This window comes from Salinispora mooreana (assembly GCF_000379065.1).
Lineage (GTDB): Bacteria > Actinomycetota > Actinomycetes > Mycobacteriales > Micromonosporaceae > Micromonospora > Micromonospora mooreana.
Genome location: NZ_KB900614.1, coordinates 4,331,347 through 4,353,218, shown reverse-complemented (window position 1 = coordinate 4,353,218; position 21,872 = coordinate 4,331,347). Strand labels below are relative to the sequence as shown.

General features: G+C 71.8%; 22 protein-coding genes. 8 read left to right on the top strand and 14 right to left on the bottom strand.

What is annotated here, in order from left to right; all coding sequences use genetic code 11:
* Positions 1–95: 95 nt before the first annotated feature.
* Together SALPAC6_RS0120795 and hisC are read left to right on the top strand one after the other, a co-directional pair.
* Positions 96–1,061 (top strand): RDD family protein, encoded by a 966-nt coding sequence (locus SALPAC6_RS0120795; protein ID WP_026189912.1) that lies wholly within the window; start codon positions 96–98, stop codon positions 1,059–1,061.
* A complete protein-coding gene (hisC, locus tag SALPAC6_RS0120790) occupies positions 1,058–2,161 on the top strand; it encodes a histidinol-phosphate transaminase (protein ID WP_018255261.1) in 1,104 nt (367 codons plus the stop codon). Before SALPAC6_RS0120795 ends, hisC begins: the two co-directional genes overlap by 4 nt.
* Before the next feature lie 117 nt (positions 2,162–2,278).
* On the opposite strand, the gene SALPAC6_RS0120785 is transcribed toward hisC, so the two are convergent.
* From SALPAC6_RS0120785 to SALPAC6_RS0120770, 4 genes are all read right to left on the bottom strand, one after another.
* On the bottom strand, positions 2,279–3,529 hold the full coding sequence (locus SALPAC6_RS0120785) for an outer membrane protein assembly factor BamB family protein (protein ID WP_018255260.1): 1,251 nt from the start codon (positions 3,527–3,529) through the stop codon (positions 2,279–2,281).
* 93 nt (positions 3,530–3,622) lie between these two features.
* The gene (locus SALPAC6_RS0120780) at positions 3,623–3,832 is read right to left on the bottom strand and encodes a DUF397 domain-containing protein (RefSeq protein WP_018255259.1); all 210 of its coding nucleotides are present in this window, start codon (positions 3,830–3,832) and stop codon (positions 3,623–3,625) included.
* A 290-nt stretch (positions 3,833–4,122) separates the two neighbouring features.
* The gene (gene fahA, locus SALPAC6_RS0120775; RefSeq protein ID WP_018255258.1) at positions 4,123–5,319 is read right to left on the bottom strand and encodes a fumarylacetoacetase; all 1,197 of its coding nucleotides are present in this window, start codon (positions 5,317–5,319) and stop codon (positions 4,123–4,125) included.
* On the bottom strand, positions 5,316–6,179 hold the full coding sequence (locus SALPAC6_RS0120770; protein ID WP_018255257.1) for a hypothetical protein: 864 nt from the start codon (positions 6,177–6,179) through the stop codon (positions 5,316–5,318). The genes fahA and SALPAC6_RS0120770 overlap by 4 nt, the downstream gene beginning before the upstream one ends.
* An 86-nt stretch (positions 6,180–6,265) precedes the next feature.
* On the opposite strand from SALPAC6_RS0120770, the gene SALPAC6_RS0120765 reads away from it, so the two are divergent.
* Positions 6,266–7,432 carry a homogentisate 1,2-dioxygenase gene (locus SALPAC6_RS0120765; protein ID WP_026189911.1) on the top strand — a complete coding sequence of 389 codons (1,167 nt, stop codon included), beginning with the start codon at positions 6,266–6,268 and terminating at the stop codon, positions 7,430–7,432.
* A 5-nt stretch (positions 7,433–7,437) separates the two neighbouring features.
* Here SALPAC6_RS0120765 and SALPAC6_RS0120760 read toward each other — a convergent pair whose 3' ends face one another.
* The 7 genes from SALPAC6_RS0120760 to SALPAC6_RS0120725 form a co-directional block, all read right to left on the bottom strand.
* Positions 7,438–8,463: a tetratricopeptide repeat protein gene (locus SALPAC6_RS0120760; RefSeq protein ID WP_018255255.1), complete on the bottom strand. Its 1,026-nt coding sequence runs from the start codon at positions 8,461–8,463 to the stop codon at positions 7,438–7,440.
* A 10-nt stretch (positions 8,464–8,473) separates the two neighbouring features.
* Complete coding sequence (gene ispF, locus SALPAC6_RS0120755) at positions 8,474–8,959, bottom strand: 2-C-methyl-D-erythritol 2,4-cyclodiphosphate synthase (protein ID WP_018255254.1); 486 nt, start codon at positions 8,957–8,959, stop codon at positions 8,474–8,476.
* 13 nt (positions 8,960–8,972) lie between these two features.
* Complete coding sequence (gene ispD, locus SALPAC6_RS0120750) at positions 8,973–9,668, bottom strand: 2-C-methyl-D-erythritol 4-phosphate cytidylyltransferase (RefSeq protein WP_018255253.1); 696 nt, start codon at positions 9,666–9,668, stop codon at positions 8,973–8,975.
* Between the two features lie 56 nt (positions 9,669–9,724).
* On the bottom strand, positions 9,725–10,210 hold the full coding sequence (locus SALPAC6_RS0120745; RefSeq protein WP_012015454.1) for a CarD family transcriptional regulator: 486 nt from the start codon (positions 10,208–10,210) through the stop codon (positions 9,725–9,727).
* Positions 10,211–11,042: 832 nt separating this feature from the next.
* The gene (locus SALPAC6_RS0120735; RefSeq protein ID WP_223874267.1) at positions 11,043–12,227 is read right to left on the bottom strand and encodes a type III polyketide synthase; all 1,185 of its coding nucleotides are present in this window, start codon (positions 12,225–12,227) and stop codon (positions 11,043–11,045) included.
* A gap of 34 nt (positions 12,228–12,261) precedes the next feature.
* The gene (locus SALPAC6_RS0120730) at positions 12,262–13,425 is read right to left on the bottom strand and encodes an acyl-CoA dehydrogenase family protein (RefSeq protein ID WP_018255250.1); all 1,164 of its coding nucleotides are present in this window, start codon (positions 13,423–13,425) and stop codon (positions 12,262–12,264) included.
* Positions 13,422–14,192: a methyltransferase domain-containing protein gene (locus SALPAC6_RS0120725; RefSeq protein WP_018255249.1), complete on the bottom strand. Its 771-nt coding sequence runs from the start codon at positions 14,190–14,192 to the stop codon at positions 13,422–13,424. The genes SALPAC6_RS0120730 and SALPAC6_RS0120725 overlap by 4 nt, the downstream gene beginning before the upstream one ends.
* Before the next feature lie 45 nt (positions 14,193–14,237).
* Between SALPAC6_RS0120725 and SALPAC6_RS0120720 the strand changes: the two genes are divergently transcribed.
* The 4 genes from SALPAC6_RS0120720 to disA all read left to right on the top strand — a co-directional run bounded on the left by SALPAC6_RS0120720 (position 14,238) and on the right by disA (position 18,744).
* Positions 14,238–15,170, top strand: coding sequence for a UbiA family prenyltransferase (locus SALPAC6_RS0120720; RefSeq protein ID WP_018255248.1), 933 nt, complete (start codon positions 14,238–14,240; stop codon positions 15,168–15,170).
* A 137-nt stretch (positions 15,171–15,307) separates the two neighbouring features.
* Positions 15,308–15,961, top strand: a complete 654-nt coding sequence (locus tag SALPAC6_RS0120715) for a hypothetical protein (protein WP_018255247.1) — start codon at positions 15,308–15,310, stop codon at positions 15,959–15,961.
* 28 nt (positions 15,962–15,989) lie between these two features.
* A complete protein-coding gene (gene radA / locus SALPAC6_RS0120710) occupies positions 15,990–17,435 on the top strand; it encodes a DNA repair protein RadA (protein WP_018255246.1) in 1,446 nt (481 codons plus the stop codon).
* 133 nt (positions 17,436–17,568) lie between these two features.
* On the top strand, positions 17,569–18,744 hold the full coding sequence (gene disA / locus SALPAC6_RS0120705; protein ID WP_018255245.1) for a DNA integrity scanning diadenylate cyclase DisA: 1,176 nt from the start codon (positions 17,569–17,571) through the stop codon (positions 18,742–18,744).
* Positions 18,745–18,853: 109 nt separating this feature from the next.
* Here disA and SALPAC6_RS0120700 read toward each other — a convergent pair whose 3' ends face one another.
* The 3 genes from SALPAC6_RS0120700 to SALPAC6_RS0120690 all read right to left on the bottom strand — a co-directional run bounded on the left by SALPAC6_RS0120700 (position 18,854) and on the right by SALPAC6_RS0120690 (position 20,835).
* Positions 18,854–19,570: a hypothetical protein gene (locus tag SALPAC6_RS0120700; RefSeq protein WP_026189909.1), complete on the bottom strand. Its 717-nt coding sequence runs from the start codon at positions 19,568–19,570 to the stop codon at positions 18,854–18,856.
* 192 nt (positions 19,571–19,762) lie between these two features.
* Positions 19,763–20,326, bottom strand: a complete 564-nt coding sequence (locus SALPAC6_RS0120695; protein WP_018255243.1) for a peptide deformylase — start codon at positions 20,324–20,326, stop codon at positions 19,763–19,765.
* Positions 20,323–20,835: a glycine cleavage system protein R gene (locus tag SALPAC6_RS0120690; protein WP_018255242.1), complete on the bottom strand. Its 513-nt coding sequence runs from the start codon at positions 20,833–20,835 to the stop codon at positions 20,323–20,325. Before SALPAC6_RS0120690 ends, SALPAC6_RS0120695 begins: the two co-directional genes overlap by 4 nt.
* Positions 20,836–20,964: 129 nt before the next feature.
* Between SALPAC6_RS0120690 and SALPAC6_RS0120685 the strand changes: the two genes are divergently transcribed.
* Positions 20,965–21,864, top strand: coding sequence for an HhH-GPD family protein (locus tag SALPAC6_RS0120685; RefSeq protein ID WP_018255241.1), 900 nt, complete (start codon positions 20,965–20,967; stop codon positions 21,862–21,864).
* The last annotated feature ends 8 nt before the right edge of the window (positions 21,865–21,872 follow it).

The following is a 21,872-nucleotide window of genomic DNA, read 5'->3' as shown; positions in this document are numbered from 1 at the left end:
CGGGTGGTTGGCGGCCCGCCCCGGTGGCCGCCACGGCTGGACGTCAACCACCGTCGTTAAGGTGTCCGGGTGAGCGAGCAGAACGAGGTGGCGCGGTGAGCGTCGCACCTGGCTGGTATCTGGACCCCGCCGACCCGGACACCCGGCGGTACTGGGACGGCGAGGGTTGGCTCGGCGCGCCCATCCCGGCCGAGGCCACACCCCCGGAGGGCCCGCCCGAGCCGGAACCGGAGCCAGAGCCGGAGCCGGCTGCCCGTCCCGACGAGCCCGGCCCCTCTGCCGGCCGGCCGGGCGCCGGGGCGGGACAGCATGCCCCGTCCGGGGCCGGTACCCCGCCGCCGAGGTACGGGCCGTCACCGGGCAGCCCACACCCAGGCATAGCAGGTGGTCCACCACCGGGTGCGCCGCACCCCGGGCCAGCCGGTGGGCCGCCACCGGGTGCGCCGTACCCGACCTGGCCCGGCCATCAGCCCGAGCCTCGTCCGCACGGGCTGCCGCTGGCCGGGTTGGGGGCCCGACTGGCAGCCCGCCTCATCGACATCGCCGTCGTCCTCGTGCTGAACGTCGTGGTGAACTTCTGGTTCGTGTGGCAGTACATCCAGCAGATGTCGCCGCCCATCGCCGAGCTTTGGCGCCGGATCGTTGACCAGGACACCACCACCGAGCCACTACCGGCGGCGGGGGACCAGGCCGGCGGCCTCCAGATAGCGATTCTGTTGATCGCCACGGCGCTCTGGATGGCCTACGAGGTACCGTCGATGGCCAGCCGCGGACAGACCTTCGGCAAGCGGGTGATGGGCCTCCAGGTGCTACCGGTGAACGCCGTCGCCCCGCTGGGCTTCGGGCGGGCGCTGCGCCGCTGGAACACGCTCGGTCTGCCCACCCTGCTCTGGTTCTGCTGCGTCGGCTTCCTGCTACAGCTCATCGACTCGCTCTCACCGCTGTTCGACCGTCCGCTCCGGCAGGCCCTGCACGACAAGCGGGCGCAGACCGTGGTGGTTCAACTACCCCGCACCCCCGTCCCGAACGACCGCCCCGCACCCCCGGGAGACACCCCATGACCGATACCGGACGACGCCGGCCGGCACCCCGGCTCACCCGCGCCGATCTGGACGTACTGCCCAGCTACGTGCCGGGGCGCAATCCGGCTGACCTGGCCCGCGAACTGGGCCTGCCCGAGGCGATCAAACTGGCCAGCAACGAGGTGCCGTACGGACCGCTGCCCGGCGTGGTGGCGGCGGTCACCGAGGCCGCCACCGGCGCCCACCGGTACCCGGACATGGGCGTGGTGGCGCTGCGCACGGCCCTCGCCGAGAAGTACGGGGTGGACGCCGAGCGGATCGCCACCGGCTGTGGGTCGGTGGCGCTCGCCGATCACCTGGTCCGGGCCACCTGCATGCCTGGTGACGAGTTGCTCTACTCCTGGCGCTCGTTCGAGGCGTACCCGATCATCGCGGCGACCAACGGGGCGACCAGCATACGGGTCAGCAACGACGCCGGGCACGGGCACGACCTGACCGCGATGGCGGCCGCGATGACGGACCGCACCCGAATGGTCCTGGTGTGCAACCCGAACAACCCCACCGGCACCGCGGTACGCCGAGCCGAGCTGGAGCGCTTCCTCCACCAGGTCCCGGACGACGTGCTGGTGGTCATCGACGAGGCCTACCGGGAGTTCGTCACCGACCCGGAGGTGCCGGACGGCCTGAGCTATCTGGACCGACCAAACGTGGCGGTGCTGCGGACCCTGTCGAAGGCCTGGGGCCTGGCCGGGCTCCGGATCGGCTTCCTGGTCGCCCAGCCGGAGGTGGCCGCGGCCATTCGAAAGGTGGTCACGCCCTTCTCCGCCAGCGTGGCCGCCCAGGCCGGCGCACTGGCGGCCCTCGCCCAGGCCGACGAGGTACGGCGGCGCTGCGACCTGGTCGTGGCCGAGCGGGGCCGGGTCACCGAGGCGGTACGCAAGCTGGTCCCGGACGTGCCGACCAGCCAGGCCAACTTCGTCTGGCTGCCCCTGGGTGACCAGGCGGTGGAGTTCGGCCGGGCCTGCGAGTCGCGGGGCGTGATCGTGCGCCCCTTCCCCGGCGACGGAGTCCGGGTCACCATCGGCACCCCGGCCGAGAACGACGCCTTCCTCGCCGCGGCGGAGGCCGCGCTCGGCTGACGCACCCTCCACCAGGCGGCCCCCGGTCGCCCACGACGGCCCGCTGTCACTCTGGCCCCACCGTCAGGGTGACAGCGCGCCGGTCAGGTTGGTGGGCGGGCCGTCCGGGCGGAGCAGTCAGGTCGCGGCGAGCAGGACCGGTCGCGAGGTGAGGAAGTAGCGCTGGTCGTCCGCCGCCGAGTCGACCGGGAGGCGAAGGCACTCCACCGCCAGGTAGCCACCGACCGCGTACACCGAGCCCGGGGCCCACGATGTGCTGTCGGTGCCAAGAAGAAGCGTGAACCGGGATCGCTGATCCCCACTGACCGAATCGTACGTGATCAGGTTATTGCCTTCAGTGACCAGATGTACTCGGTCCGGCTCCACCGCGAGCACCCGAGCCCCACCCACATCCTCGTGCCGCCACTGCTCAGTCCCGGTCCGCGCCTCGCGGGCGACCAGGGCGCCGTCCCGTACGCCCACGGCGACGTCACCGGCGAGCCGGGTGTCGGGCGCGTCCAGCACCGGTGCCGCCACCGGCTCTCCAGCGCCGAACAGCCACCCCCGAGCCGCGTCGTCACCCGGGCCGACGGCCGTCCGGAGGCCGGCGCAGTCGGATCGGCCCGAGCGGCAGCCGAGCGGGGTGACGGCCAGCGTCTCCCCGCCACCGGGCGGGCTCCACCGAGTAACGGCACCGGTGGCCGCGTCCCGGAAGTCGACGGTCGCCACGGACCCGCAGGAGTCGACGCTCACCAGACTGCCCGCCGTGGTGGTGCCGACCGCCTGCTGGCACCCGGGCCGGGTGTCGTTCTGCCAGAGTCGCTGTCCGTCGGCCAGATTCCAGCCGGCCATCGCATCCCGGCCGACCGAGAGCACCACCGAGGTGTCGGCCGCCGAAGCGACGAAGAGCCCTTCCGGGTTCCACACGGCTTCCGCGCCGGTTCGCCGGGCCGCCGCGTCATCCTCCGGCACCGGTCCCTCCGCCCGCCAGGCAATCTGGCCGGTACGCCCGTCCAGCGCCACCACCTGGCCGTCCGACCAGCGGGTCAGCACGGTGTGGCCACTCGCCACCACGCCGGCCAGCTGCGCGGGCCAGCGGCGGTACGACCAGTACGGGGTACTGCGATGCGTGAACTCGACCGGCTCGTCGGCGTAGACCTGGCGCTCGGCCGCGTACACCCGGATGCGGCCATCCACCACCAGCGGCGCCACCGGCAGCCGCGCGACGAGGCCGGGGGCCGGCGTCGTCGCGGTGGGGTATGCGCCGGCCGCCGGGGTGCTGACCTCGGCTGGGGCGAGCACCCGGAAAACCGTGGCCGCCGCCGCCACCAGCACCACCACGACCGCCGCCACCACCACGAGCAGCCGGCGGCCCGTCGGGAAAACCATGCGCACCTCCGCCCGGAACCCTACCCAGCGCACGGCGCCCGGCTGCGGCGTGGTTGCCAGACCGGCAGCACCCGGCACCGCCCCCCGCGCCGCTCAGCTACCGAGCTCTCCGGCCCGGACCGCCCGGATGAACCTCGACCATCCCGGACCACCCACCGCGAGCGCCGGTCCGGATCTGTCCTTCGAGTCACGTACGGCCACCACGCCGAGCGCCTGCACCAGGTTGTCGGCCACCTCCACACAGAGCCCCTGGTCATTGGAGCGGCTGCTGGATCGCCACACCGCACCTGGGAAATCGTTCATCCTTCACCCTCCTGTCGCCGTGCCGCCACCGGCCGCTGCGCCGGCCCGGGGAGCAGGGCCCGTACCGCGTGGCGACGGTCCGACAGATCAACGCGACAGGAAGGCGACCCGATCGGACGACCTGTGCGATCCGCCCGTACCGACGGAGTCTTCTGGCTCGGTACGGGCGGACGTGGCCGCACCGGTGGCATCGCACCGGCCCGGCGGCCGGGGAGGGGTGATGCGGGGCGGGGACGGGTGGCGCGGGCGGAGAGGGGGACGCGGGCGGGAGCGGAAGGGGGCTTTGCTGGTCAGCGGGGGGCGACGATGGTGCCGGTGACCTCGCCGAGACCAACGGTCGTGCCGTCCGGGCCGGGCGCGGTGCCGGTGATGGTGATGGTGTCGCCGTCGGCCAGGAAAGTACGTTCGCTGCCACCGACCCGCACCGGCTCCGCCCCACCCCAGGTCAGCTCGAGGAACGAACCGACCTGACCGCGCTCGGCACCGGAGACGGTGCCGGAGGCGTAGAGGTCGCCGGTGCGCAGCGCGGCTCCGTTGACGGTCAGATGGGCCAGCTGCTGCGCGGGGGTCCAGTACATGGTGGCGAACGGCGGCTCGCTCACCCGCTCGCCGTTCCACTCCACCGACAGGCGCAGATCGAGCCCGAGGTGGGGCTCGTCGCGCAGGTAGTCAGCGACCGGTGGATCCTGCTCCGGTGCCGACACGAACGCCGCACCGAGCGCCTCCAGCGGCGTCACCCACGCCGCGATCGAGGTGGCGAAGGACTTACCGAGGAACGGTCCGAGGGGCTGATACTCCCAGGCCTGAATGTCCCGGGCGGACCAGTCGTTGACCAGCACCACGCCGAAAACGTGGTCGGCGAAGTCACCGACCGGGACGCGGCTGCCCAGCGGACTGGGCACACCCACCACAAAGCCGACCTCCGCCTCGATGTCGAGGCGAACCGAGGGGCCGGTGACCGGACCCTGCGGGGTAGCCCGCTGGCCGCACGGCCGAACGATCGGGGTGCCGGAGACCACGACGGTGCCGGCCCGGCCGTGGTAGCCGATCGGCAGGTGCTTCCAGTTGGGCAGCAGCGGCGGCTGGCCCGGCCGGAAAATCTGACCGACGTTGCTGGCGTGCTGCTCGGAGGAGTAAAAGTCGACGTAGTCCGCCACGTCAAAGGGGAGCAGCAGCTCCACGGTCGACAGTGACACAAGCAGCGGCTCGACCGCCGCCCGATGGGCGCTGTCGGTGAGCAGCTCGACAATCCGCTGCCGCACCGCCGTCCACTGCGGACGCCCGAGCGCCATGAAGTCGTTCAGCCGCGGACGGCTCAGCGTACCGGCGGCCAGCACCAGGCCGGCCTGCTCGGCACCGCCGAGGTCCAGCACCTGGGTGCCGACGCGTACGCCCACCCGCGGCTCGCGGTCGGCGGTGCGGAACACCCCGTACGGCAGGTTGTGCAGCCCGTACGGCGAGCCCTCCAGGCCGGTCACCCAGGTCATGCGTCAGTACCCCCGTTCACCAGCCCCAGCTGGATCAGATCGGTCAGTGGTTCCAGGATGCTGCACGAGCCGTAGCCGACCCAGAGCGGGCGCGCCGTCTCCAGCCGCTGCTCGATCGACGCGAGCAACGGCCACGGGTCGGTGGCGGTGAGCAGTTCGGTGACCCGTTCCACCTCGGCGCCCCCGGCCGCGACAAGCGCGGCGGCGAGCACATTCGCGAAGCCGTGGTGGGTGAAGCCGGTCTCCCGGTCCAGATGTCGCACCGCGTGGTGCAGCCCGGCGGTCAGCTTGAACGGCAACCCCCGCTGCTGACACCCGTGGATCACCGTAGCCAGCTCGGCGGGTGTGGGGAAGAGTTCGGCGGCGAGCCCGCCGGTCCGGAACTTCGCGGCCACCGACAGCCCGGCGGCGCGGGCCTCGACGAGCCGGTCCAGCGCCTCCGTCAAGCCGAAGGTCAGCGGAATCTCGGCGTAGACGGTGCGACCGGCGAGGCGCTCCGCCAACGGGAGGAGCGTGGCCAGGCCCGGCTGCGGATCCGCACCGCGGGCGGCGACGGCGACCTCGACCTGCTGGATCGTGACGCCGGGGGGCACTGCGGCGAGGGCGGCCGGGAGGCCGTCTGGCCCGGTGTCTCCGATCAGCCCGACCACGAGCTCCTCGGCCGGATCGACCAGGGCATTCAGCTCCCGATTGAGCACTGTGGAGGCGGGGACCAGGAGCGGGCCGACGAGGTCGGCGTACCAGGACGACCGGTGCTGCCGGTGCGCCGCAACGGCGTCGGGCAGCGACGCGTTGCCGGGCGGGAAGACGGCGGCGTCGTCGACGAGGCCGGCGAGGAGTCGGGGCAGCTTCGTTGACACGAGACAACAATCTACGGGACGCTAAAGGAGCGGACAATAGCGTCCGATTGTCGGACACCCTGGATGATCTGCTCGGGGAGGGCGAGATGCCGTTCTACCGCCGCGTCGGCGAGGTGCCGCGCAAGCGCCACACCCAGTTCCGTCAGCCCGACGGCCGCCTCTACGCCGAGGAGTTGGTGGGCCAGGAAGGCTTCTCCGACGACTCCTCACTGCTCTACCACCGGCACGCACCGACCGCGATCGTGGCCGCCGAGGAGTTCACCCCACCGGCGGTCACCTGCACGCCGAACCTCCCACTCAAGCCCCGCCACCTGCGCACCCACCAACTCGACGGGGCCGGCGCCGACCCGGTGCTCGGCCGGCGCCACCTGCTCGGCAACGACGACGTTCGGATCGCGTACGTACTGGCCGACCAGCCCTCCCCCCTGTTCCGTGACGCCACCGGCGACCACTGCCTCTACGTCGAGTCCGGCACCCTCCGGGTCGAGTCCCCCTTCGGCCCCCTCGACGCCGTCGCCGGCGACTACGTGATCATTCCGACCTCGACCATCCACCGGCTCGTTCCCACCGGCACCGAGCCCGTCCGGCTGCTGGCGGTCGAGGCGGCCGGCCACATCGGCCCACCCAAGCGCTACCTGTCGGTGCGCGGCCAGTTCCTGGAACACTCGCCGTACTGCGAGCGGGACGTCCGCGGACCGGACACACCACTGCTCGTTGACGGCGAGGACGTCGAGGTCCTGGTCCGGCACCGACGCGGCTGGACCCGGCACGTCTACGCCAATCACCCGTTCGACGTGGTCGGCTGGGACGGGCACCTCTACCCGTGGGCGTTCTCCATCCACGACTTCGAGCCGATCACCGGCCGGGTCCACCAGCCCCCACCGGTGCACCAGACGTTCCAGGGCCCGAACTTCGTGATCTGCTCGTTCGTCCCCCGCAAGGTGGACTACCACCCCGACGCGATCCCGGTGCCGTACAACCACCACAATGTCGACTCCGACGAGGTGCTCTTCTACACCGGGGGCAACTACGAGGCGCGGCGCGGCTCCGGCATCGGCCAGGGGTCGATCTCACTACACCCATCGGGCTTCACCCACGGGCCACAGCCCGGCGCCGCCGAACGGTCGATCGGCGTTGACTACTTCGACGAGCTCGCCGTCATGGTCGACACGTTCCGCCCGCTGGAGCTCTGCGACGCCGCCGCGGCCTGCGAAGACGACGCCTACGCCTGGACCTGGGCGCGGCGCGGGTAACCGACTCAGCGCACCGAGCGGGCGAGCGCGGTAACAACGGCGAAGGCCGCCACCGCGATCGCCAGGACCAGCGGCCACACCGTGCCGACGAGGGTGTAGAGCAGTAGCAGCACCGGGGCCGCAGCAGTCGCGTACCCGGCCAGCGCCAGGGGCCGGTCGGAGCGCAGCAGCTCCGGCAGGATCGTGCGGGCCACGCCGGGCAGCTTCGTTGCGTACCGCCACACCATCAGCGCACCCCCGAGGGCGGCCGCCGCCGCGACGGCCCGGGACAGCCCCGGGCTGCCCACCGCGAAGCAGGCGATCACCACCGCGGCGACCATGGACCAACCGGCACCAAACACGACGAGCTGACGAAGGCCGGCCGAGATCGTCCGCACCGAATTGATCCGGCCAGGGCTGATCGCCGCCGCCTCGGCGAGGTGCTCCAGCGCCTCGCTCCACCGGCGCTGCTCCAGCCGCAGCACCCCGATGTCGTGCCGGGCCTCGGCGAGCTGCGGGTCGAGCCGCAGCGCTTCGGTGTACGCCCGCTCGGCCAGGTCATACAGCTGTAGGTTGGCCGCGACCAACCCGAGCACCAGATGCCCCGCCGGCTCCTGCGGGGCCAGCTCCACCCCCCGCCACGCCGCGTTCAGCGCGGGCTGACCATTACGCGAACCGGCCAGGATCGCCGCGCCGCTGCGCTGGGCGTACGCGTCCATCGGCCCCAGCGCGAGAATCCGGTCCGCGGTCCGGGCCGCCTCCCCGTGCTCGGCCAGGTCGGCCAGGGCCATCCCCCGCGCGACCAGCGCGGGGACCGAGTCCGCCGCGACCGCCAACGCGCCGTCGGCGGCGGTGAGCGCGTCGGCGGGCCGACCCGCCGCGAGATGCAGCCGGGAGAGCTCGGTCGACACCGCCGCATGGGCGGGATCAAGGGCAAGGGCGAACCCCAACTCGGTGATGGCCTCGTCGTAGCGGCCGAGCTCGGCGAGGAGCTTGGCTCGCTGCAGGTACCCGTCGGCAGCGGAGCGATCAGAGGTGGGTTCGCTGGACATCGCTGCGAGCCTAGGCGGCCGGGGCCTCGTACACCAAGGCCACCGCGATGCCGGTCAGGCCCTCGTCCCGGCCGGGGAAGCCGAGCCCGTCGGTCGTGGCGGCGGAGACACTCACCGGGGCGCCCACCGCCGCCGAGAGCACCTGCTGCGCCTCGGCCCGACGCGGCCCGATCTTGGGGCGGTTCCCGATGACCTGCACCGACACGTTGCCGATCGTGTAGCCGGCCGCCCGCACCCGGCGGGCGCTCTCGCCGAGCAGGGCCACCCCGGAGGCGCCGGACCACTCCGGCTGCCCCACCCCGAAGTTGGCGCCGAGATCGCCGAGGTCGGCGGCGGAGAGCAACGCGTTGCACGCGGCGTGCGCGGCGACATCCGCATCCGAATGCCCGGCCAGGCCGTCCTGCCCGGGCCAGTGCAGACCGGCGACCCAACATGGCCGACCGGACTCGAAAGCATGCATGTCAACGCCGATGGCGACCCGCGGAACGATCACCATCCGAGGGTACGCGTCAGCAGCCGACCGCCAGCAGGTGCTCGGCCAGCGCCAGGTCGAACGGACGGGTGACCTTCAGGGCATATTCGGAGCCGGGTACGCAGACCACCGGCACACCGAGCTTCTCGACCAGGCCGGCATCGTCGGTGAGCGGGTCGCCAGCGGCGGCGTGCGCGGTGATCAGCACCGCCCGCCGGAACCCCTGCGGCGTCTGCACCGCCCGCAGGGCGGAGCGATCGACCGTGCCGAGGACACGTTCGCCGACACCGACCTCCTTGATGGTGTCGACCACCGGCAGCACCGGAATCACCGCGTCGTGACCGGAGCGGACCGCTGCGGCGACCGACTCGACCAACTCGGGCGGGGTGAGTGCTCGGGCCGCATCGTGCACCAGCACGATCTCCGGGCCGGCGGGGACCGCGGCGAGCGCCGCGGCGACCGAGGCCTGCCGTTGCGCGCCGCCCGGCACCACGATGACCGGTGCCACCGGGGCCAGCAGTTCGCGGACAGCGACAAGATCCGCTGCCGGGGCGGCCACCACCACCGTGTGCACCGACGCGGCGGCGGCGAGCCGTCGGACCGCGTGTACCAGTAGCGGCTCCCCGCCCAGCAGCCGAAGGGCCTTCGGCCGGCCGGGGCCCAGCCGAACGCCGGCACCGGCCGCAGGCACGAGGACCGCGACGTCACCGCGCGGATCAAGCTGCGCGGTCACGTCGCGGTCCTCGGTGATTTCCTCATGGCAGATCGGGTACGACGATCAGGTGCGGATCAGGCTTCGGTCAGCACCTTGTCGAGCAACGTCTCCGCCTCGTCCTTGGTGCTCTTCTCGGCTAGTGCGACCTCACCGACGAGAATGTCACGGGCCTTGGCGAGCATGCGCTTCTCGCCTGCGGAGAGCCCCCGCTCCCGCTCCCGACGCCACAGGTCGCGGACGACCTCGGCCACCTTCAGCGGATTACCGGAGGCCAGCTTCTCAAGATTCGCCTTGTAACGCCGTGACCAGTTGGTCGGCTCCTCGGTGTGCGGAGCCCGGAGAACGTCAAAGACCTTGCCGAGGCCCTCTTCGCCGACCACCTCGCGCACACCCACGATCTCGGCATTCTCCGCAGGAACCCGGACCGTGAGGTCACCCTGCGCGACCCTGAGAACGAGGTACTGCTTCTCCTCGCCCTTGATGACCCGAGTCTCGATTGCCTCGATGAGTGCGGCCCCGTGGTGGGGGTAAACAACGGTCTCGCCGACACTGAAAACCATAGGTTCGAAACCCCTTTCGCTGTGTCTAGGGTAACACGCTCAGACACCGGTGTCTCACCGCTGCCCTGACCGTTGGCGCAGCTCAGAGGCCCTGTGAGAGGGATTTCTTCAGCTTGACAGACAGCCAGACCGAAACAATGAACACGCTCCGTAACGGCAATATGCTGTTACGGCTGAGTAACGGAACCCGGGATCCAAGGCGATGCGCTCGACTCATGGTAGCCCGCACCGCGGGCACTCGCCCATGCCTGGTGGGAGCGGGCCCGGTGCGGCAGGCTGAACGAGAGCCCGCCGCAGGCTCGCCATGAATCCAGGGGGTTCGATGGGCAGGTCCGCCGAAGACGACGACTCCGACCTACCGGACCTACCGCCCGAATGGGGCCGGATGGTCGTACCGGATAATGCCGCCGAGCTCTCGGCCGAGGCCGCACAGGTCCGCCGGGAACTGCACCGGCCGACCCCGTCCGGTTCGTTCGTGCCGGCGCTGCTGGCGCTCCTGGTGGCCATGGTCGCCGTACTGGCCGGGCTGAGCACCACCATCTGGGCCCAGTCGGCCCCCACCCCGTCACACCCCGCCACCTCCGCGCCACCAGCCGACCTGATCGGGCGGACCATGCCCGCGTTCGACCTGGTGGGCAACGGTAAGCCGGTGCCGCTGCGGGGTCTGCTGCCCGCCGTGATCCTCCTCACCGACGCGTGCGCCTGCCCGGCCGAGGTGGCCAACACGGTCGCCGTCGCGCCGCCCGGAGTCACCGTGATCACCATCAACCCCGACCCCGCCGTACGGGAGTCGCCCCCCGCCCTTCGTGCGCTCGACGACCCGGCCGACGGGTTACGCGCCTTCCTCCGCCTGCCGCCCCGGGCCGACGTGGTCAGCGCGCTGCTCGTGGACCGCTCCGGCACGGTGCGGAAGGTGCTCCCCGAACTCCGCTCCACCGCCGACTTCGCACCCGAGCTGGCCCGCCTCGCCAGCTGACCGTTCGAGGAGGCCCGCATACAGGGTCAGGCCCGGGCCGAAGGCCAACATCACCACCCGTCCCGCCGGCGCGACCGCCCGGTGCAGTCGGTCCAGCACCAACAGCACCGTCGGCGACGAACAGTTGCCGTGCTCGGCCAGCGTCTCCCGGGACGCCGCCAGGGCGGCCGGGGGCAGGGCGAGTTCCCGCTCCACCACGTTGAGAATGCGGGGACCGCCGGGGTGTACCGCCCAGCCGTCCACCTCCGACCGGCGCGTGCCGGATCGGGCGAGCAGGCCGTCCACCAACGCCCGCACCTGCGTGGAGAGCACCTGCGGCACCTTCGGCGACAGCCCCATCCGGAACCCGACATCGGTGACATCCCAGGTCATGTGATCGGCGGTGGAGGTGTCGGTCACCGAGGCGACCTCACGTATCGCGTATCCGGCGCCACCGGGCACGACCACGGCGGCCACCGCAGCGTCGGAGAAGAGCGCGTGCGAGACGATCTGCTGGGTGTCCACCCGGGCGGTGGAGGGCTGAATGTGCAGGCTGGTCAGCTCGGCGCAGAGCAGCAGGGCGGGTCGACCCCGGGCGGTCACGAAGTCGCTCGCCACGCCCAGTCCCGGCAACGCGGCATAGCAGCCCATGTGACCGACGAAGACCCGCTGCGTGCCCGGTGCCATGCCGAGATCCCGGGCGAGAAGAATGTCCAGCCCCGGGGTCGCGTAGCCGGTGCAGGAACAGACCACGAAGAGCCCGATGTCACCGGCGGCCAGACCGGCGGCGGTGAGCGCCCGCCCCACCGCCTCCTTGCCCAGCGGCAGCGCCTCCACCTGATAGCGCCGCATCCGCCGCTCGGTTGACCAGTCGGAGACATCCTCCAGCACCGGGTTGACCGCGGCCTGCCGGCGATTCACTCCCGAGTTGGCAAAGATCCGTTGGGCCAGGGCCCGGGTGGTTCCGGAGAAGTGCCGCGCGAAGAATCCCTCCCACAGCTCACCCTGGTCGGCCGACGGCGGATGCGCCGTACCGATCCCCGCGATCACCGGCACGGCCATGATGCCCACCCTTCGTTCTGATCTCCCAGCACGTTCACCAACGAGGGGCCACCCCGTCGCGGTCCGGGTCGCCACCGAGCACGGCGATGCCGAGCCAGTCCGCGCAGACGTCGGAGGTGGCGGGGTGCAGCGAACCGCAACGCGCATCCCGGTAGAGCCGCTCCAGCGGATGCCCCCGCCGAGTGGCCGCGGTACCGGCCGCCTCCAGCACCGAGGCCGCCACGTCGGCCGCGGTGGTGCCCGCCAGCAACTTCGCCCGCCAGACCCAGCGGTTCGTCTCGGCGTCACCCGGCTTCTCATCCACCCGCCGGGCCGCCTCCGCCACCACCAGGTCCGCCGCGGCCACCGCTGCGTCGGCACGACCGAGCCGGGCCCGGACCGCCGGCAGACCGCCGAGGTCACGGGCGTTCAGGTGCTCGGCCGCGGCTTCGATCGCGGCCCGCGCGACCCCGACGTAGACCGCGGCGTAACTCGCCACCAGCCAGTGCGGCATCAGCTGCGCGACGACCAGAGCCAGCCCCTCGACCCCGCCGAGCAGCCGGTCTGCCGGCGCTGTCACCTCCAGGTGCAGGTCGTGCGAGGAGGTGGACCGCATGCCCAGCGAGTCCCAGGTCTCCTCCACGGCCAGCCCTTCCCCCGCCGGCACGAGAAACTGGGAGACCACCGAGGGATCAGCCGCGCTACGGGCGGCCACCAGATATCCGTCGGCGTGACCGGCACCGGAGCAGAAGGTCTTGCTCCCCTTGATCCGCCAGCCGCCGGCGACCGGCTCGTACACCGTGCTGAGCCGCGAGAGCCGGGCCCCCGCCCCGCGTTCGCTCATCGCCACCGCGTACCAGGAGCCCTCCGCCGCCGCCCGCAGCAGTCGGTCCCGCGCCGCCAACGCCTCATCCGGCAGGCCGAGCGTCTCGGCCAGTTCCTCGGTCACCGAGCCCAGCGCGCCGGTGACCGAGGCGTGCATGTTGAACACCAGCGCGGTCGCGCCGTTTCCCCGGGCCAGCTCGGTCGCGACTGCCGCGTACTCCCCGAAGGTGGCGCCCAGGCCGCCAAGCTCCCGCGGCACCATCAGGCCGAACAGACCCGCCTCCCGAAGATCTCGGAAGTCGTCGACCGGGAAGGTGCCGTCCCGGTCGTGGTCGGCCGCCCGAGCGGCGAATCGCGGCGCCAACCGGCGGGCCACCTGCACAGCCTGCGTCATGCGACCGTTCCCTCCTCAGATACATCCGTCCGCGGCTGATCGCCCTCACGCCGACCCCAGCCCTGGTAGAGCACCGCCGTTGACCAGGTCGGCACGATGCGTGGGGGCACCCCGCCCGCGCCCCCTGCCCGCCGGGCAAGCCAGCCGAGCACCCGGGCAAGCTGCGGTCGAATCCCGCGCAGCCGCAGGTGAACCCCGTACCGGGCACATTCGGCGGCCAGCGCGCGAGCATCCACGAACAACCGTGGGTCGTGGATCCCCCGCGGGACCGTGGGCAGCCGTTCGCCGATGTGGACGGCGAGCAGGCGGCTCAGTGCGGTGTCATTGAGCGTGTCGAGGACGAGCAACCCTCCTGGGCGGAGTAGACGGCAGGCCTCGGCCACCACCGTTCGCCAGTCGGGAACATGCTCCAACAGCTCGCCCGCGGCCACCACGTCGGCGCAGCCGGAGGCTAGCGGTACGGCGGTCGCGTCGGCGTTGACCACCGTCACACCGTGCTCGGCAGCCTGGCGCAGCGCCGAAGCGGTGAGGTCGACCCCAACATGTCGATAGCCCTTGCCGGCGACGTGCGGGGCGAGTAGCCCGGCACCGCAGCCGAGGTCGACCAGGAGGGCGGCGGGACGCGACGCCGCCGGCACCAACGCCGCCCGGGACTCGGCCAGCCAGTGCAACATGGCGAACGCGCCATCCGGACGCCACCACTCTCCGGCCAGGTCGTCGTACTGGCGCGGATCATTGCGCGGCAGGGTGCGACCCGCGTCTGGCATGGATCGAGCGTGGCACGACTGCCCGGTAACGACCAGACTTCCCTCATGACCTCCTCAGTGCTACGGCGTGTCGCGCGGGTGCTGGTTCGGCCGGACCGAGCCGGACTCGCAACCGGCGGTGCCGGCTCGAGAGCGACCCGCGCCCGGCCGGTGGTGGCCCTGCTCCGGGCGAGTCATCCCGAGCCAGCCGCCGCGGTCACCGCCGTGGCCGGCCTGCTCGCCTGGGGCGTCGGGGCCCCGCCGGCCGGAGTGGTCGCCGTGGTGCTCACCGTGGCCGCCAGCCAACTCGCTGTCGGTTGGACCAACGACGCGCTCGACGCGAAGCGGGACACCGTGGTCGGGCGGCCCGACAAGCCGGTCGCCGCCGGCCTGGTCAGCCGTCGCACGACCGCTCTGGCCGCTGCCGCGGCCACGCTCGCCACCCCGGTGCTCGCGCTGACGACGAACCGGGCCGCCGCGGCCGTGGCCACGGCGGGGCTGATCTCCGCGCTGCTCTACAACTGGCCGCTGAAGTCCTCACCGCTGTCGGTCCTGCCCTACGCGGTCTCCTTCGGGTCGGTGCCGGCGTTCGTCGTGCTGGCTCTGCCCGGCACGGGAACCCCGCCGGTCTGGCTGGTCACCGCAGCGGCCCTGCTCGGCGCGGGCGCGCACTTCGCGAACGTGCTGCCCGACCTCGACGACGACGCTCGCACCGGGGTCCGCGGGCTGCCCCACCGGCTCGGCGCGGGCGGCAGCCGGACCGCCGCCATCGGGCTCCTTCTCGCCGCGACCGCCACCCTGGTCCTCGGGCCGCCCGGACCACCGTCGCCGGTTGGGCTGGCCACGGTGACCGCCGCCGTCCTGATACCACCGCTACTCTGGTGCGGCGAGCGCGTCACCAAACGCGCCAAGACCCGGTCGGTGACCGCCTTCCGAGCGGTCTTGATAATCGCAATCATCGATGTAATCCTCCTCGTGACCAGCGAACCGTTGATCTGAACGCCCCCACAGCGGTGCCATCCCCGGGTCGGCGTGCGGAACTGGATCAGTCCCCACTACCCTGGAGCGCGGTCTGCACGGGCATGGCCGCCGTGTCCGGCGCACGACCGGGCCCGATCATGACGAGGAGGACCGACGTGACGCGCTCGATCAGGGGTTCCCGCCGGTCGGCCCTGCTACTGGCCGGGTTGGCAACGAGCGGGCTACTGCTCTCCGGATGCAGCGCCGGCCAGGTCGCCGAGACCGCCGGAACCGTACCGTCGGTTCAGGGCGTCAACGTCGCGAGTGAGAATGGCGATTTCGCCGTTCGTAGCCTGCTGATCGCCTACCCGGGGGTGGACGGTTACCAGGCCGGCGACGACGCGAACCTGGACGTGGTCCTCTACAACGACTCGCCGGATCCGGTCACGGTGACCGTCACCGCCGAGGACGCCCGGGACATCGTCCTGAGCGACCCCCACGCTCCGCTCGGGGAGGGCTCGTCCACGGCGCGCACCGAGACCGAGCCCCCCGCCAGCGCGCCGACCCAGATCACGGTGCCACCGCTGAGCTACGTGCAGCTCAACTCGGAGGCATCAACGGTGCTGCGGCTGATCGGCCTGAACAGCCCGCTGCGTGTCGGTGAGGCCGTCTTCGTCACCTTCGACTTCGGTGGCACCACGATCCGGGCAGCGGCCCCGGTCTCCGTGCCGCTCAGCCCGGCCGCTCCCCCGGAGCCGATCATCGAGCGCCACACCGGCTTCGAGGAGCTGGAGGACGGGCACGGCGGTGCGGGTGGTGCCGGGCACTGATCGTCGACGCGACGGTTAACGTCCTGGGGTGACCACCTCCCGATCCTCCCGCGCCGGCGCGACCGGCGGCCGCACCCGTGCTGCCCGCGAGCCCCGCCCCGCCTACGAGTGCGACGCCTGCGGCCACCAGCCACCGAAGTGGGTCGGTCGCTGCCCGGAGTGCGGCGAGTGGGGATCGGTCGTCGAGTGCACGCTGACCGGCCCGACCGTCTCCGGCCGGGTGGTCAGTTCCCGACTGCCGGCCGAGCCCGCGCGGCCGATCGCCACCATCAGCGCCGCGCCCGCGCGCGCCCGCCCGACCGGCGTCAGTGAGCTCGACCGGGTGCTCGGCGGCGGCCTGGTTCCGGGCGCGGTGGTGTTGCTCGCCGGCGAGCCGGGGGTCGGCAAGTCGACCCTGCTCCTCGACGTGGCGCAACAGTGGGCCGCCGGCGGCGCCAACCCATCGCTCGTGGTCAGTGGCGAGGAGTCGGTCAGCCAGGTCCGGTTGCGCGCCGAACGGATGGGCACCCTGCACGAGCAGCTCTATCTGGCGACCGAGAGCGACCTCGCCGCGGTGCTCGGGCACCTGGACGCGGTCAAGCCCGGGCTGTTGGTGCTGGACTCGGTGCAGACGATCTCGACCACCGGCACCGAAGGAGTGCCCGGTGGAGTGACCCAGGTCCGCGCGGTCACCGCGGCCCTGGTGGCGGTCGCCAAGGAGCGGGGCATCGCGACCCTGCTGGTGGGACACGTCACCAAGGACGGTCAGGTGGCCGGCCCACGGGTGCTGGAACACCTCGTTGACGTGGTGCTGCACTTCGAAGGGGACAAGCACTCGTCCCTGCGCCTGGTGCGGGGGGTGAAGAACCGGTTCGGTGCGGCCGACGAGGTCGGCTGCTTCGAGATGCACGAGGGCGGCATCAGCAGCCTTGCCGACCCGTCCGGGCTCTTTCTCACCCGCTACTCGGAGCCAGTTCCCGGCACCTGCGTCACGGTGGCGATGGAGGGGCGGCGTGCTCTGGTCACCGAGGTGCAGGCGCTGATCGGAGCGACGGTGGCCGGATCGCCCCGACGGACGGTCTCCGGGCTCGACTCAGCCCGACTCGCGATGGTCCTGGCGGTGCTCCAACGGCGTACCGAGCGGCTGACCCTGCACGATCGGGAGGTCTTCGCGGCCACTGTTGGCGGCATCCGGGTCGTCGAGCCCGCCGCCGACCTGGCGGTCGCCCTGGCGGTCGCCTCCGGCGGGCTCAACCTCGCGATCACCCCGCACCTGGTGGCGATCGGAGAGGTCGGACTCACCGGTGAGGTACGGCGGGTGGGGGCGGTGCCGCGCCGGTTGGCCGAGGCAACCCGGCTCGGCTTCCGGCTCGCACTCGTGCCACCGGGCTGCGGCCCCGAGAGCACCGGCGTCCGCGCCGACCAGCTACGGGTGATCGAAGTCAGCGATGTCCGAGCCGCGCTCCAGGCCGTCGCACGGGCATCTGCGGAGTAACCTTCAACTCCATCAATACGGAAACTATACGTATAAATAGCTACAAGACGGTTGAATAGGTCATTCCAGGCAGGACGACACATCACAGTAACCGCGGCAGCACCCACCGCAGAGTAGTCCGTAGACTGTCCCCGTGCCGACCGACCGCGACACCACCAAGCCTGCCGGCGCGACACCGTACGCCCGCACCGGTGCCGTGGGTTCGCCCGCCCGTTCGATCAGCGTGCACGTGACCGGCGGCGCGGCCAGTGACCCGCTGCGCGCCAACCTGGCTCTGATGGCACCTGGCACCGCCCTACGCGACGGACTGGAACGGATCCTCCGCGGACGCACCGGCGCTCTGATCGTCCTGGGCTACGACAAGGTCGTCGAGAGCCTCTGCACCGGCGGCTTCCCGCTTGACGTGGAGTTCTCCGCCACCCGTGTCCGCGAGCTGTGCAAAATGGATGGCGCCGTGGTGCTCTCCAGCGACGGTAGCCGGATCGTCCGGGCGGCGGTGCACCTGATGCCCGATCCCGCGATCCCCACGGAGGAATCCGGCACCCGGCACCGCACCGCCGAGCGGGTTGCCCGTCAGACCGGCTACCCGGTGATCTCGGTGAGCCAGTCCATGCGGATCATCAGCCTCTACGTCAACGGTCAGCGGCACGTGCTGGACGATTCGGCCGCCATCCTCTCCCGGGCCAACCAGGCACTCGCCACGCTCGAGCGTTACAAGCTACGCCTGGACGAGGTCTCCGGCACCCTCTCCGCGCTGGAGATAGAGGACCTGGTCACCGTGCGGGACGCGGTCGCCGTCGTCCAGCGGCTCGAGATGGTCCGACGGATCGCCGACGAGATCGCAGGATACGTGGTGGAGCTGGGCACCGACGGTCGGCTCCTCGCGCTGCAACTCGACGAGCTGATGGCCGGTGTGGACGCCGACCGCACCCTGGTCATCCGGGACTACCTGCCCACCGGCCGCAAGTCACGCACCCTCGACGAGGCCCTGGTCGAGCTTGACCTGCTAACCGCAACCGAACTGATCGACCTGGTCGCGGTCAGCAGAGCGATCGGCTACCCGGCCGCGACCGACGCACTCGACGCCGCGCTCAGCCCCCGCGGGTTCCGGCTCCTGGCCAAGGTCCCGCGGCTGCCGGTGGCGATCGTTGACCGCCTGGTAGGGCACTTCGGTAGCCTTCAGCGGCTGCTCGGCGCGACCGTGGAGGACCTGCAGGCCGTTGAGGGCGTCGGAGATGCCCGGGCCAGAGGCGTCCGAGAGGGACTTTCCCGGCTCGCCGAGGCATCGATCCTGGAACGCTACGTCTGACCGGCAGTGGCACGGGCTCGACGATGAGCCGACGCGCGGTCGGCTGTCGGCTGGGCCGGCGATACGGCCCGCCGGTCCACCGAGCCGCGACACGGTCGCCCGGTGTCCGTCAGCCGGTGACCGTGAGCTCCACGGGCTCGCTGTGCTTCGTGCCGACCCGGGCGACCACCAGATAGGTGCCGGGCGGCGCTTCGGGGCCGATGGCGACCCCACCTTGGCAGCGGGTGTCGTCGTTGCCGTTCCAGGTGACCCGATAGGAGCGCTCAGAGTTCGGCGTGAACGACTGAACGTCCGAGCCCTCGCCGGTGCCACAGCTGTCGGAAGACCAGATCTTCGCCGCCCCAGCCTTGAGGAACAGCTCCTGTAGATCCGCGCCGACATCCCGGCTACAGGTCCGGCCCGAGGTATTCTTAATCTTCAATTGCAGATCGACGGCACCGCCCTGGCCCACCGACACCGGCTGGGCGACAGCGGTCACGCTGATCTCGTCATCGGCACAGGTGCCGTCGTCGGAGACCGGGGGCGCCAGCGGCGGGTCATCCACCTCCGCCGCCTCGGACGGCTCGGAGTTGGGCGGCTCCGCCCCGCCGGCGTCGCCCGAGTCACCCGGGGGGTCCGGCTGCTCGGTGCCCATCGGGGTTTCGGAGTCGGCTGCGGAGCCACCGGAGGACTGCTCCTGCCCGCTGGCATTCTTGTTGGCGGGCTCCTCCGAGCTACTCCACGAGGAGTAGAAAACCACAACCAGAAAAAGAAACACCGCTCCGAGCACAACGGCGCGACGCCGCCAGTAAACGGCGGGGGGCAAGGGGCCGACCGTCAGACGCATGATGTCCTACCGTAGCGGCGTCACGTGCGGCAACCGACAGCGACGCGCCGAGCCAATCCGAGCCAACAGAAGCTTTCTCCACTTACGACGACTCAGGTAGCCGAAGGTGCAGGCAGCAAAACGGAAGGTGACCTGCACCGGTGTGGTCCGGTCACCTTCTCCGAGACCGGTGGCCGGAGCCGGGTCAGGTGATCAGAGGTACACCTTGCGCTGATACACGGCGTGGGCACCGGCAACCCGGTCCAGGAACAGCAGACCCGCACAGTGGTCGATCTCGTGTTGCAGGGCCCGCGCCTCGAACGCGTCGGTGACCAACCGAACGGTCGCTCCGGTCCCGGGCAGGGCCCCCTCGACCACCAGGTGGCCGGCGCGTTTGACATCACCGGTCAGATCCGCCACGGACATGCACCCCTCCCGTCCAGCCTTCCATCGACTGGCCTCCACCACGACCGCGTTGCACAGCACAAACGCGCCGTGCCCGATGCGGGCCTTCGGATGGCCGGTGACATCCACCGCGAAGACCCGTGCGCCTACCCCGATCTGTGGGGCGGCCAGACCGACGCAGCCCGGAGCGACGCGCATCGTGGCGACCAGATCGGCGGCGAGGCGTACCGTCTGCTCCGCTGTCGGATCCACCTCGCCGCCGGCCCGGCTGAGCACCGCGGCCGGGGCGGACACCACCGGTCGCACCTGACCCGGGGGGCCCAGCACGTCCAGGGTCCAGTCGCCGAGGCCGGTACCCTCCTCGCGGTTCACAACAGGTCCGGGTCTGCCGGTCGGAGGGTTACCTCCACCCCGAGTTCGGCGGCGGTTGCCGCCAACCGGCCCGTCACCTGCTCGGCCACGCCCGGCGGCAGCTCGACCTCAGCAAGGACGACGTAGAGCGCGCCGGCGAGTCGGGTACTCAGATCCGTGACGTTGCCGCCCGCCTCCGCGAGCACCCGGGTCATGGCGGCGACGATGCCCATCCGGTCAGCACCATGCACTGCCAGCACGTACGGCACGCCGTTCGACGTCTGCTCCGCGTCCGGCACCACCACCCGTACCGTCGCCAATAGCTGACCGTCGGCGGCGAGCGGCGCCAGCGCAGCCTCGGCCTCAGCCTCGGCCGGGCCCACGCAGATCAGCGTCATCGCGAAATGCCCCCGGAGCCGGGTCATGGTGCTGTCGGTAAGGTTCGCACCGAGGCGGGCGAGCACCTCGGCGACATCGGCCACGATGCCGGGCCGATCCCGGCCGATGACGGTTATGGCGAGCTCACTCATCCCCGGATTCTCCCCGACCAGGCCCAGAACGCCACCTCAGTACTGCCCGTTGACCACTTGTCGGGACTGGTCAGCGGGGCTGGCCGCCGTAAGAGCGCGCGTCCCGGGGCGTGACATGATCGACCGACGATGACTGAACCGACCTTCACCACCCGGGTCAGCGGGTGGTACGTACAGCATGCCCGGGACCTGCCGTGGCGGCGCCCCGAGGTAGGCGCCTGGGCCATCCTCGTCAGTGAGGTGATGCTCCAGCAGACCCCGGTTGCCCGAGTGCTGCCCGCCTGGACGGACTGGATGGCCCGCTGGCCCGCCCCGGCCGACCTGGCGGCGGAGCCGCCCGCAGAGGCGATCCGGATGTGGGGGCGGCTCGGCTACCCACGGCGGGCGGTCCGACTGCGTGAGGCCGCGGTGGCGATCGTGGAGCGGCACGACGGGCAGGTGCCGAACCGGCTGGAGCAGCTGCTGGCCCTGCCGGGAGTCGGCACGTACACGGCGCGGGCCGTGGCCGCGTTCGCGTACGGGCAACGGCACCCCGTCGTGGACACCAACGTACGGCGGGTGATCTGTCGGGCAGTCGCGGGTGAACCGGACGCCGGCCCCGCCACCCGGCCGGCCGACCTGGTCGCTGCCGAGGAGCTACTGCCGGCGGAACCGGCCGCCGCCGCGCTGGCCAGTGCCGCCTTCATGGAGCTGGGGGCGGTGGTCTGCACGGCCCGGTCGCCGCGTTGCGGGAGTTGCCCGGTCGCCTCGATCTGCGCCTGGCGGGCCTCCGGGGAGCCGGCGCCGACCGGTCCCACCCGACGTCCGCAACGGTACGCGGGCACCGACCGTCAGGTCCGTGGGCTGCTGCTCGGTGTGCTCCGGGAGGCGACCGCCCCGGTACCACGGCAACGCCTGGACCAGGTGTGGGCCGATGAAGCACAGCGCTTTCGGGCATTGGCCAGCCTGGTCAACGACGGCCTCGTGGAGCAGGTCAACGAGGCGTGCTTCCGGCTGGCCGGGGACGGACCGCCGGTCCCCGTCCACTGAGCACGAGC